Annotated in this window: 6 protein-coding genes; 4 read left to right on the plus strand and 2 right to left on the minus strand. The window is 57.2% G+C overall.

Translation table 11 applies throughout. The features are described from left to right. Window positions 1–213 precede the first annotated feature (213 nt). On the minus strand, window positions 214–657 hold the full coding sequence (locus tag Q0796_RS08535) for a universal stress protein (protein WP_298441967.1): 444 nt from the start codon (window positions 655–657) through the stop codon (window positions 214–216). A gap of 309 nt (window positions 658–966) precedes the next feature. On the opposite strand from Q0796_RS08535, the gene Q0796_RS08540 reads away from it, so the two are divergent. Continuing rightward, window positions 967–1581 carry a peroxiredoxin-like family protein gene (locus Q0796_RS08540; RefSeq protein WP_298441968.1) on the plus strand — a complete coding sequence of 205 codons (615 nt, stop codon included), beginning with the start codon at window positions 967–969 and terminating at the stop codon, window positions 1579–1581. 138 nt (window positions 1582–1719) lie between these two features. On the opposite strand, the gene Q0796_RS08545 is transcribed toward Q0796_RS08540, so the two are convergent. Then, entirely contained in the window at window positions 1720–3792 is a 2073-nt protein-coding gene (locus Q0796_RS08545; RefSeq protein ID WP_298441970.1) for a winged helix-turn-helix domain-containing protein, read from the minus strand. 339 nt (window positions 3793–4131) lie between these two features. On the opposite strand from Q0796_RS08545, the gene Q0796_RS08550 reads away from it, so the two are divergent. The 3 genes from Q0796_RS08550 to Q0796_RS08560 all read left to right on the plus strand — a co-directional run bounded on the left by Q0796_RS08550 (window position 4132) and on the right by Q0796_RS08560 (window position 12627). Beyond that, on the plus strand, window positions 4132–7701 hold the full coding sequence (locus Q0796_RS08550) for a putative Ig domain-containing protein (RefSeq protein WP_298441972.1): 3570 nt from the start codon (window positions 4132–4134) through the stop codon (window positions 7699–7701). A 66-nt stretch (window positions 7702–7767) separates the two neighbouring features. Then, the gene (locus Q0796_RS08555; protein WP_298441974.1) at window positions 7768–11571 is read left to right on the plus strand and encodes a S8 family serine peptidase; all 3804 of its coding nucleotides are present in this window, start codon (window positions 7768–7770) and stop codon (window positions 11569–11571) included. A 147-nt stretch (window positions 11572–11718) separates the two neighbouring features. Further along, window positions 11719–12627: a haloalkane dehalogenase gene (locus Q0796_RS08560; protein WP_298441976.1), complete on the plus strand. Its 909-nt coding sequence runs from the start codon at window positions 11719–11721 to the stop codon at window positions 12625–12627. Window positions 12628–12921 lie beyond the last annotated feature (294 nt).

Raw genomic sequence — 12921 nt, forward strand, 5'->3', positions numbered from 1 at the left:
TAGTTAAAGCTATGATTTTACGACTTTTTCTTTATGAGTCGCCTGCTCTAACCAACTGAGCTAAGGGGCCTGATTGTGTGCCGGTGTTGCACCAGCGAGGCGACAGTATACTCAAGCCATTTGTGCCTGTCATCAGCCCTAAGCCACTGTATTAGTGCAAGTGGGCAACAATTCGCCAGCAACGGTTTGGTCACCACTGCTGGCGCTGAGGGTTCAGTCTTTCAATCGCACCATCAGTACGTCGCAACCCACATTGTGCAGCACGCTGTTGGCGGTCGACCCCAGCAAAGATCGCAGCCCCGATTGGCCGTGGGTGCCAATTACAATCAGATCGATATCCAGCTCTTTTGCCGCCCGATGGATCTCATCAGAGGCCACCCCTTCGCAATGCAGTAACCGTTCTGAACTTACCCCTAAGCGTTCGCCAATATCCAGCAGTTGCTGCTTGGCGTTTTCTCGAATGGTTTGCTTCATCGCCACCATTTGATTCGCAAAATCGACCGCGGCCAGTGTGTAGGCGGTGCTGATGGGCTCCATCACGTGCAGCAGGTGCAGTTCGGCTTGATGATCGGCGCAGATCTGTTGCCCTTTAACGATGATCTGCTCATTGTCGCTGTGAAAATCCAGCGCCATTAATACTTTGTTGTATCCGTTCATGCTGACTCTCCTTATTGATGATGCCGCAGCGTGGCGGCCCCTGCCCTGACTGACATATCCAACCTTGGCAGCATGCCCAACAGGGGGATCTGAGTGCCTTTCTATCAAAGCGCGAATTGGCCACCCTCGCCATGATCCTAATCAACAGGGTAATCGATAGTTGTGCTTGCATGGCCGCCACTGACAGCGTTTAGTGCGATAAATGCTGGCGTTTAAAGTAAATTAATTCGCAATTCGGCGGTGTTGAAAGCACTGCTGCGCCCTGCCGGTCTGCTTTTGCACTGCGTATTAACAAGGAAGGAAAACACAATGAAACGATTTTCACTGTTCGGGCTGCTGGCGCTGCTGGCGTTGCCGGTGTTGGCGCAAGTGGCCGACAAACCCGAGGCCGTCTCGCCGCTGCTTAATGGCATGGATGTGCCACCGATTAAGGTGCAAAACAGCGATGGTAAGCTGCTGTCGCTCAATAAGCTGTTGGCACAAAAGCCCTCTTTAGTGCTGTTTTACCGTGGCGGCTGGTGCCCTTACTGTAATGCTCAGTTGGCGGGATTGAAGCAAATTGAAGCCCAGCTGGATGCGCTGGGGGTGCAAGTTTTGGCGCTGGCACCAGAGCCGCCAGAGGCGCTGAAAGAGGGGGAAGGCAAAGGCAATTACACCCTGTTGTCGGATCGCAATTTAGAAGCCACTAAGGGCTTTGGTTTGGCGTACACCCTATCTGGGGCAACCAACATCGCTTACAAAGCTAAGATGGGCGATCGCTTAACCCTAAGCGATAACGGTAAGGTGATTTTGCCCGCGCCCGCCGCGTATTTAGTGGATGCCGATGGCTTGGTGCAGTTCTCTTACGTTAACCCCAACTTTAAGGTGCGTGCCCACCCAGAACTGCTGCTAAAAGCCGCCGAGCTGATGGTGGCGAACAAGTAATGCAGGGTTAACAGCGAAGCTGCGGCTTTGAATAGAAGCCGCAGCCGGGGTTGCTGCCCTGTGGATCCCAAGCTTAACGCGCCGTTTGGCGGCGTTCGTTCAGCGCATTCATCCAACCGTTCAGCGCCCCCTCTTAGATCACAACGGGGCGATGGCCACAATGTTGGCTTCGCGCCGCCCTAATCGAGTCAGCACTAAGTTGCCTTGCTGATCCCGCGACAGGCTGCGATTAATTTTGATGCTGCCCCGCGCAAAGGTCTGTTGCACCGTTACCTTACCCGCCTGCCACAACAACAGCTGATCCGCTTCGGTGGCGCGGTGCAGATAAAGGATCCCGTCGGCGGTCAGCGCCCAGTTGCCCCAATCGTCACTGGCCAGATCATCAATCACCCGTTGGCTGGGGCCATCGCCCTCTTTCAGCCACAGCCCCGCTTCGTTGGGGCGAGTAAACCACAGCCGCCCTTGGGGATCCCGCCGTGCAAACAAGCCGCCGTTGTCCGTCAGTTGCTGCATCTGCCCAGATTGCAGTTCTAACTGCCAGATCTGCCAACTGCCGCTGCGGTTGCTGGCCAGCAACAGCGATTGACCATCGGGGCTCCAATGGGGGTTACGGAACTGGAACGACTCTTGAAGCAACGTGCGTTTCTGGCCGCTGACCAGATCAAACATAAGGATCCGGCTTAAGTTGCTGTCGGTTGCCGCCAGTGGCACCACCAAACGCTGCCCATCCAAAGACCAAGCGGGCAGTTCCACCAAGCCCTCTTTTTGCGTCAACGGCCGCGCATTGCTGCCATCACGCGCCGCCAGCCACACTTCAAACTGGCCAGAACGGTTGGATAAAAACGCCATTTGCTCGCCATCGGGCGACAGGTTGCCATACAGATCGCGGCCTGCGGAATCGATGTCTTGGCTGCGTTCGCCCGCCCAACCTTGCAGGTATTCTTGCGAGGCGTGGCGGCTAAAGGCGTAATGATCCGGCTTGGCTAAGGCCACAATATTGAACGGAGTGAAATCGCGATACAGCGGGCGCAGGCTGCCGCTATCCAGCTGCAGCTGCCACAGGCTGTGGCCGCCATCGCGCATGGTGTTGATCACGATTTTTTGATCGTCGCGGCTCCAGCTCAAGCCGTGGATGGCGGCTCGGTCAAAGGTCAGCTGGCGCTCATTGCCATTAATGTCCACCGTGTGCAGATCCGCCCAATACGCCCCTTGCGAGCGCACAAACGCCAGTTCATCTTTTTGATGAGCCCAGATCAGCTGGGTGTCGCGCTGCCCTTGCTGCGGTTGGGTTAGCTGACGCCGTTGGTGGCTGTTGAGATCATACAAAAACACCGCGCTGTGCTCTTGTTGCGGCACCTTATCCACCACCGCCAAGTAGCGGCCAGAGGGCGACCAGCTCAACACGTGATGAAAGCGTTCTTGCACGCAGGTGGTGATCCGATGCTCCTCTAATGTATCAAGGGATTTGATCCACACATCGCACTGGCCGCTGTCATTTAAGCGCAAAAAAGCCAGCTGGCTGCCGTCCGGCGACCAACTGGGGTTGGATTCATTTTCGTTGCCAAAGCTGATTTGTCGCAGCGACGCGCTGGGCTGCTGCAGATCTTGAATAAAAATGCGCCCCGGCTCGCGATCTCGTTCCCACATAAAGGCCAAATAGCGGCCATCGGGCGACAACGCAGGGGTTTCTTCCACCCCTTCTAAATAGGTTAGGGGCTTGGCTTCGCCGTACTCCGGCAACCGCTCTGTGGTTTGTGGCCAACGCTGCCACATCAAGAGCGCCAACAGCCCCAACGTTATCGCCAGCAACCCAGTAATGCCGCGTTTTTTCAGGCTGGGATCTGGCCGCACTTCGGCGGGCTCTGCCGTGGCTTGTGCAGGGATTTCGATCACCGGCAACAACAACAACTGATAACCGGTTTTGGCAATGGTGCGGATCGCTTCCTCATCGCCGTTATTCAGTAGCTTACGCAGCATATAAATGGCGTTGGTAATGCCACGACTGCCCACCGCTTGATTGCCTTGCCAAATGGTGTCGATCAGGGTTTGACGAGAGACGGTTTGACCGGATTGCTGCACCAATTGCAGCAGCACTTCAAACACCTTGGGCGGTAGGGTTTCTTCTTGATTTTTGCCTTCATCTTGGCGCGTTAGCCGCAGCTGTGATGGGCTAACGTGCCAGGCTCCAACTTGATACTCACTGGTATTCATTCAGGCCCCATCCTTGCCGTTTTTATTGTTCTTATGCCTTGCAGGAATACCATATTCAACCCCGCCAGTGCCAGTTTCAATTGCATAAAGCCAAGGGCAAAGGTGCATAAATCACACAGAACAATAGGCGTTTCTCTACCCCCTAAGCTATTGATAAAAAACATAATGACAAATAAATGACAATAACTTGAGGCGCAACTGATGCGGTTTTCTTTCCAAATTTATTTTGCTTCGGTATCAACGATGAAGGCCGCAAAGAACGGCCACGGTAAAACCTGTTAACGGCGTAAAAATAACAATATCAAACGCGCCTATACCCAACCCAAAAGGAACCCAGGGATGCAAACAAACCACTTTACCCTATCGAAATTGGCACTGTGTGTGAGCTTAGCGGTGGCGCCATCCGCCCTGCTGGCCAGCCAGCAAACCGACGCTCGTTTACAGCACGTGAGCGCTGAACAAGCAACCCAGACCAACGACTACATTGTGGCGCTATCAACCCCGGGTAGCTGGAAGAGCGGCGATGCCTCTGCCGAGCAAGCGCAGCAACGCCTGCTGGCTTACGTGCGCTCTTTGGATGCCGAAGTGCAAGTGGTTGCCAGCAACACCAAGCTGACCAACAGCCTGCATTTACGTGTTTCTGCTGCCGTTGCCGCGCAGCTGCAGCAACACGCCGATGTGGCCTCCCTTAGCCAATTCCACGCGCAAGCCACCACGGTTGATACTTCAATCCAACGCATCCAGCAGCAACAGCAGCAAGCGGCAATGGCCGCCATGCCAGCGCTGACCGACATGGCCGATGCAGGCAAAGGGGTGAAGATCGCGATCCTGTCTACCGGCATCGATTACACCCACGTTGCGTTGGGTGGTGACGGCAGCGAAGACAGCTACAACAGTGCCTTAGCCAACGCCGCCACCGACTATGACGGCTTCCCAACCGCCGTTGTGACCGGTGGTCACGATTTTGCTACTGAAGCCGGTTTCGGCGAAGATCAGAACCCGTTGGATGGCAACCTCGAATTTACCAATTGGAATGGTTACGAATTTCCAACCGGTCGCGGCACCATGCTGGCGTCGTTGGTGCACCGCTTAGCCCCAGGTGCAGAGCTGATGGCGTATAAAGTGGCCGGCGTGTCTGATCCTTACGGCAATGGCCCGCAGATGACCGTACCGTCCATCCCCACCATCGCCAACGCCATTGAGCACGCGGTTGAAGCCGGTGCCGACATCATCATGGTTGACCACAGCATCTACGGTTACCACGTTGCTGCCTACAACGAGCCAGGCGAAGGCCAAGGCTCGCCACTGTCACTGGATATTGAGATGGTCGCCACCGCAGCGGCCAAAGGGGTATTGGTGGTGAGCACCGCCGGTGCTGCTGGCACCTTGCCATCGAAATACAACATCGCTTGGATGGGCGCGGCTGACGACGCCTTGACCGTAGGTGGCATTGTGGCCGACGGCGACAACGCCATGAGCACCGCTGAGTGGAGCCCACACGGCCCGGTACGTGGCAGCCAAACCATCAAACCCGATTTGGTCAGCTACGCCAGCGATGACGCCCTAGCGGTAGCCGGCAGTGGCGACCAGGTCGCGGCGCTGGATACCCCCGATCTGTCGGTGGCCCGCATGGCCGCCGCTGCCGCCATCATTCAATCCAGCCGCGCCGATCTGTCCAATCTGGAAATCAAAGCGCTGCTGACCAACACCGCCAATCACAACATCAATCGCAACGGCAGTGGCCAACAGGCGTCCGTGACCCAAATCGGCAGCGGTATCGAAAACATCGATGCGGCGTTAACCACTCCAGTGGCGCTGTGGGAACAGGGCAGCAACCAACCGCACCTCAGCTTTGGCCATCAAGTGGTGGACAACAACGCCCGCCTGATGAAAGAGATTGTGCTGCGCAACTACAGCGACAGCGCCCAAACCTATCAGCTGAGCATGGAAGTGGGTGCCGATCGCGATGGCAACGCCGCCATCAACTGGAGCTACCCAGCATCGGTCACCGTACCGGCCAACAGCACCATTACCGTGCCGATGATCTTGGAAATTGACGGCGCTAACCTGCCGCAATGGGCCCTAACCAAGACCGACGATTACAGCATCGAAAATTGGGAAAAGATGGAGCTTAACGGCTACCTGCAGTTAAGTGCTGAATCCCAGCCAACCTTGAGCATGGGCTGGTCGGTACTGCCCCGCGCCAAAGGCGAAATTAAGCGCCATTTCGAAACCTTTGAAGATTACTTCGACGGCGACCACACCCTGCCTTGGAGCCAGTTTACCGAAGGCCGTAAGCAATCCTTCACCAACGCTGGCGCCCACACCATGAACATGATGGCGCTGCCAATCATGCATTCGCGGGTGAATCGCCCTGAAAGCAAGTACGACACCAACAACCTCATGAAGCACGCCGCGGGTGGGGTATTTGATGCCCAGCAGTGTGACTCCGGCAAAAAGATGGTGCTGGCCACCAACATGCACGCGCCGATGGACATCGCCATGTCGAACCACTTCGATAAGCTGGGCGAAATGGTGGTCTACTTCGACATCTTCAGCAACGACATCGTGGTTCAACTTGAGCTGGATAAAGTGGTTGCCGGCCAACCCTACGTGGAAGACAGCGATCGCATCGGTTACGGCTGGGTCAGCTTGGATGCGAACGGCCAACCGGTCACCACCATCATTGATCTGAACCAACCTTACGACCACGCCACCCCAACCGCCCGTTACAAGCAATCGAAGCTGCCCGCTTATTTTGTGCCCGGCGGCACCAATGTAGTGGCTCAGTTCTGTTTGGAAGAGATGTACCACCACGACGTGGACAGCGTTGAGGACTTTGACCAAGAGATGGGGTTTATCTTCTCCACCGATCGTGATGCCTTTCCCGATTTAGGCGAGCCAATCGTCATGTTTAACCCGGTGAAATATGGCGCCGAAGTCACCACAACCCGTTTTGACTGGTTTAGCGGCATGGAGATCGAATCCACCAGCTACGGCACCGCCGAACTGCGGATGAATAAGATCGGCGCCGACGGGGTGGAAGGCGATGACTGGAGCATGAGCATGGAGCTGGCCCCAGGCGAGTCCGCCATGTTTTACGCCCAAAAAGATGGCGCCTGTGGTGGCCCAAGCTTAGGCGGCGGTGATGGTTGCTCGCCATCGGGCATGCTGCTGATGGACTTAAACAGCGACTTAACCATCGCAGGTGAAAGCCAGCCTACCGGCAACACCGTCACCAGTGTCAAAGCCAACCAGCACTTTGATGTTGCCGAAAACATCGAAAACGGCACCGTGATTGGCCAGCTTGAAAATGACATCCCCGGCTTCTTTGGCCTTGGTGGCCCAACGGAAGATGAATGGCGTGCGGTTGACTTTCAGCTGGCTCGCGCCATTCCTGGCAACCCAGTTACCGTGGAAACCGATGGCACCATCATCGTCGCTAACAGCGCTGCCTTTGATTACGAAAACCAGCAACAGCTGATGCTGCAAGTGCAAACTCGTCAGGGCAACTTAGTTACCCCTGAGCAAGCGGTTTACATCAACATCAGCAACGTCAACGACATCGCCCCAACCGTTACTGGCAGCCTTGACGCGGTCAGCATCACCGAAGGTGACGCAGTGAACCTGTCACTGGCGGGCTTGTTTAGCGATGCCGAAGGCGATCTGTTGACCTACACCGTTTCTGGCTTGCCAGAGGGCGTTAACTTTGATGCCGACAGCATGACCATCAGCGGTACCCCAACCATGGCAGGGGAATACACCGTTACCGTTGAAGCCAGTGATGGCACCAACACCGCAACCTCCAGCACCACCATCAGCGTGGCAGAACAGCCTTCAAGCAGCAGCGGCAGCTTGGGCTTTGGTTTGCCATTGCTGGCATGGCTGATGTGGCGTCGTCGTCGCTAACAGCCATAGGGCAGCCACCGAGCGGTGGCTGCCCGCAACATAATTACAATAAAAGAGGAATCAACGATGTTCCGACTTACCTTACTTGCCAGCGTAATCTCCTGCTCTGCCATTGCCGCAGACGGGCCAACCAATTCTTTAGCGGATCCCATCGCGCCAATGGCGCCAGCGGCGTTAAAAGCGCAGCAAGGGGATCGCTACTTTGTCCACTTTGCCCAGCAACCGTTAGCCTTTGCCGCCCAAACCCTGCGGGCGTCTGGGGTGCAATCGATGCACGACGCCAACCAGCGTCTTAACGTCAACAGCCGCGCCAGCAGCAGCTACCTAAGCCAAATTGCCCAAGGCCGCGAACAAAGCCGCCAGCAGTTAAGCAAGGTGTTGGGGCGCACGCTGTCGTTTGAGCACCAATATGGGGTGGTACTGAATGCCGCTGTGATGCGCTTAAGCCAAGCGGAAGCGCAGCTGCTGGCCACACAAGACGGCGTTACCTTGGTCGATAAAGTCACCACCCATCAACTGCACACCGATTCTGGCCCAGAGCTGATCGGCGCCAACCAAATTTGGCAAGGGCTTGGCAGCGATCTGCCCAGCAAAGGCGAAGGCATTGTGGTGGGGATCATTGATACCGGCATCGACGCCGATCACCCCTCTTTTGCCGCCACCGCCAGCGATGGCTATGAACACGTTAACCCACTGGGCGACGGCAACTATCTTGGCGATTGCCAAACCCACGACAACATCTGTAACGACAAACTGATTGGGGTCGTTAGCTACTCGGAACTGCGCGAACTCTACCCGAGCCCTAACGCCGATTTTGACCGCACCGAGATCATCGAAACCGGTTGGGACATGCAGGGTCACGGCACCCACGTGGCCTCGACCGTGGCCGGTAACCCGTTGACCAACGTGCCGATGTACAACACCAGCGGCAATCAGGCTGAATTCGTTATGGGGCAGATCAGCGGCGTGGCCCCACGCGCCAACATCGTCTCTTATCAGGTGTGTGTGCCAGAAGGGGTTGATGGTGGCTGTTATCCAGAGCTGACCGCCCGCGCCCTAGAGCACGCCATCGCCAACGACGTGGATGTGATCAACTACTCGGTGGGTGGCGGCGCCCAAAGCCCGTGGAACAGCACCGACGCCATCGCCTTTTTGGCGGCCCGTGCTGCAGGCATTCACGTGGCGACGTCGGCCGGTAACAGCGGCCCAGATCCGCAAACCGTCGGCACCCCCGGCAACGCCCCGTGGATCACCACCGTGGCAGCCTACACCCACGATCGCGGCTTTAGCGACAAACAGTTAACTGACTTCAGCGGCGGCGCCAGCAGCTTGCCCGCCCTGGATGGCAAAGGCGCCACCAGCGGCATCACTGCCGCCATTGTCGACGCCAACAACTACGGCGACGGCAGCTGTAACAGCGAATTTAGCGCCAACACCTTCAACGGCGAAATTGTGGTTTGTCGTCGTGGCGACATCGCCCGCGTCGACAAAGGCAGTAACGTGCTGGCCGGTGGCGCGGGCGGCTTGGTGCTGGTGAACGTGGATGCCGACATCGACAACGTCGAGTCCGATCTGCACGTTTTGCCTGCCATTCAGCTGGATGTTGCCCAAGGGGAACAACTGCTGAACTGGCTTGGCAGCGGCAGCGATCATCAAGCCACCATTGGCGCTTCGGTGATTGAACGGGACATGGCCAACGCCGATGTGGCCGGTACCTTTACCTCCCGTGGCCCGATCTTGCCTTACGCCAACGTCCTGGCACCGGATGTGGCCGCCCCTGGGGTGGACATCTTGGCTGCCCACACCACCGAATGGCCGTTTAGCGCCAACACCGCAGCGCCCTATGCGGTAATGAGCGGCACTTCCATGTCGAGCCCGCACGTGGCGGGCGCCTTGGCGCTGATCAAAGCCCTGCGCCCAGACTGGACCCCAGCGCAAGCGCAATCGGCGTTGATGACCACCGCCAAACGCACCACCTTCACCGACGACGATCTGGATGGCGAATTAACCCCGTCGACCCCGTTCGATGCCGGTGCTGGTCGCATCCAAATCACCCAAGCGGTACAAGCTGGGTTGCTGTTGGATGAAACCGAAGCCAACTACCAAGCGGCGGATCCGGCCAACGGTGGCGATCCCACCACACTGAACATGGCGTCGTTGGCGGCCACCGATTGTGTGGTTAGCTGCAGCTGGACTCGTACCGTAACCGCCGAGCGCGCAGGCAGCTGGACCGTCGATTTTAGCTATGAAACCCAAGGGTTCAGCCTAACCGCCAGCCCAGCCAGCTTCAGCTTAAACGCCGGTCAGTCGCAGCAGATCACCATCACCGCCAATGCCACCGAAGCGCTGGAAAGCGAATGGGTGTTTGGCCGAGTGTTACTGAACGGCAGCGACAGCGGCCAGCAGCATCTAACCGCAGCAATCAACTTCACCGGCGGTCTGTTGCCCGAAGTGGATGACGGCGCTCGTGGCCCAATCATCAGCGTGCATCGTGACAGCGACAGCCACAGCTTGCCTGGGTTTATCACCATCGATACTGACACCTTGCAGTTGGCGCCGTTTGGTGTCAGCAAAGTGGATGTTTACGATGCTGAAACCACCGGCGACGACAACACCAATTTCCCAACCGAATTTGAAGAAAATCTGCACGTTGTTCAAGTTCACACCAACGCCGACACGCGCCTGTTGTCAGCGTGGATCCGCTCTGCTGACGCGCCGGATCTGGATCTGTACATCACCCGTGATTTCAACTTGGATGGCAAGGTATCCGCCATTGAATTGGATAACTTCACCTGCATCAGTGGTCGTTTCGATAGCGCCGAATCCTGCGTGATTGACAACCCAGTGCCTGGGGCCTATTTGGTGGTGGTGCACAACTATCAAGGCAGTGCACCAGAAGCGTTAGATAGCCACAGCTTAGCCGTTGCAAAAGTCAGCAAAGACTCGCCAAGCTTTAGCGTCTCTGCCCCAGAAAGCATCAGCGCCAACGAGCCTTTCAGCGTTGAGCTGAGCTGGGATCAAGAGATGGCACAAGGCGACATCTACTACGGTGCCTTTACTATGGGCACCCACCCAGATTTGCCAGAAAACGTCGGCATGGTGCAGTTTGAATTGCACCGTGGTGCCGATGATGTCAGCGTCGAGGTGGATGCAGACAGCGTGCCTGCTGGCACCGCCATCGACTACACCGTGCAGCTGTTGGCCAACACCAGCGGCGTGGATAAGCGTTACCAGATCAGCACCACGGTGCCCGCTGGGTTTGAGGTAATGGCCGCCGAAGGCGCCAGCATCAATGGCAACCAAGTCAGCTGGGATCTGGTGCACAGCGCCAATGCCGCCGCCGTGGAACTGCCACTGAGCATCGGCACCGCCGGCATCAGCGCCAGCACCGATTTGGCGCTGAGCTTTAGCCACCAAGTGGGCGAACAACGCGCCTTGTCTTTGCAAAGCGACAGCGTGGCCGTTCAAGGCCGCCCAACCGCGATGATCAACGGCGGCGACGCGGTTGAAGTGGACGTGACCGCCTCAACCAGCACCACTTTAAGTGCCGAAGGCAGCCACGGCAGCGACGGCGAAACCGTTAGCTACCAATGGCGTCAGCTGACTGGCCCCGCGCTGACCTTAAGCGGCAGCGACAGCATGACTCTGTCTATCGAGGTTCCGGCGCTCAGCAGCGATGCCGTCGCCACCATCGAACTGATCGTAACCACCGAATCAGGCACAAGTTTACCGGTGATCGCCACCCTGAACTTGATTGCCGAACAAACCACCCCGCCAACGCCAACTCCTTCCAGCAGTAGCGGCGGTGCAGTTAACGGTTTCGGATTAGCCTTGCTGATCTTGGTTGGTTTCATCCGCCGCCGCCGTTAACGATCTCAGCCCAACCAAGCAAAGCGCCCTTTCGGGCGCTTTTTTTGTTTCGGCACCAATCACCGCAACCATGGCACCTTTGCCCCTAACAATGGCGTTAGTGCCTTGGGATGTTTGGGGCTATCCATTCTCTTGTTGGAGCCGCCCATGGCCACCTTACGCACCCCAGAACATCGCTTTGCTGATCTGCCGGATTTCCCCTTTGCCCCCCACTACCACCAGATCGACGATCCCCAGTTTGGGCCGTTGCGGCTGCACTATCTGGATGAAGGCCCCCGCGATGGCAAGGTGATTTTGTGTTTGCACGGCGAACCCAGCTGGTGCTTTTTGTACCGTAAGATGATCCCGATCTTGACCGCTGCGGGGTATCGAGTGCTGGCGCCGGATCTGATCGGCTTTGGCCGCTCGGACAAGCTCAGCGACATCGACAGCTACAGCTATCAGCGCCACCTAGATTGGCTGCAACATTGGCTGGATGGGATGCAGCTGCAAGAGATGGTGCTGATCGCACAGGACTGGGGCGGCTTATTGGGGCTGCGCTTGGTCAGCGCCCAACCCGAACGCTTTAGCCACCTCAGCTTGGCCAACACTGGCCTGCCCACCGGCGATCTGCCGATGCAAGAGGCGTTCTTAAAGTGGCAACACTACGCCCTAACGGTGCCAGAGTTTGATGCTGGGGCGATTTGCGGCGGCTTAATTCAGCACAACACCGCCACCTTGGCCGACGATGTGGTGGCTGCCTACCGCGCGCCCTTCCCCGATCAATCCTACTTAGCCGCCGCCCGCGCTTTCCCCAGCTTGGTGCCCACCCAGCCAACGGATCCCGAAAACAGCAACAACCGTGCGGCCTGGGCGCAGCTGCAGCAGTGGCACAAGCCAGTATTGCTGTGCTTCAGCGACGGCGATCCGGTGACCCGTGGCGGCGATAAGATCTTCCAAAAACTGGTGCCCGGCTGCGCCAACCAACCCCACCTCACCCTGCACGGCGGCCACTTCATTCAAGAACACGACGGCCAACGCTGGGCCCACGCCGTTGTAGCTTGGTTGCAGCCGTAGCACGGATGTTCGATTACGCCTGCGGCGAATCAAACCTACGGCCATCACACCATAACCCATAGGTCACGTTAGCCGCTCTTTGGCGTAACGTGACATCTGGCGTGACGTGACATCCACACCATAACCTGCACCACAGCATTGTTCGATTACGCCTGCGGCTAATCAAACCTACGGCCATCACGCCAAACCCGTAGGTCACGTTAGCCGCTGTTGGGCGTAACGTGACAAAGCCGTAACGTGACAAAGCCAACCATGCCCATGCCGCACCATCAGACCATCCGGCTCGATTACGGC

This window comes from uncultured Ferrimonas sp., from assembly GCF_947489035.1.
Lineage (GTDB): Bacteria > Pseudomonadota > Gammaproteobacteria > Enterobacterales > Shewanellaceae > Ferrimonas.

What these genes read in the sequence shown, in the direction of transcription:
- Q0796_RS08535 (WP_298441967.1), bottom strand. Translation starts at nt 657, where the DNA reads ATGAACGGATACAACAAAGTATTAATGGCGCTGGATTTTCACAGCGAC.
- Q0796_RS08540 (WP_298441968.1), top strand. Translation starts at nt 967, where the DNA reads ATGAAACGATTTTCACTGTTCGGGCTGCTGGCGCTGCTGGCGTTGCCG.
- Q0796_RS08545 (WP_298441970.1), bottom strand. Translation starts at nt 3,792, where the DNA reads ATGAATACCAGTGAGTATCAAGTTGGAGCCTGGCACGTTAGCCCATCA.
- Q0796_RS08550 (WP_298441972.1), top strand. Translation starts at nt 4,132, where the DNA reads ATGCAAACAAACCACTTTACCCTATCGAAATTGGCACTGTGTGTGAGC.
- Q0796_RS08555 (WP_298441974.1), top strand. Translation starts at nt 7,768, where the DNA reads ATGTTCCGACTTACCTTACTTGCCAGCGTAATCTCCTGCTCTGCCATT.
- Q0796_RS08560 (WP_298441976.1), top strand. Translation starts at nt 11,719, where the DNA reads ATGGCCACCTTACGCACCCCAGAACATCGCTTTGCTGATCTGCCGGAT.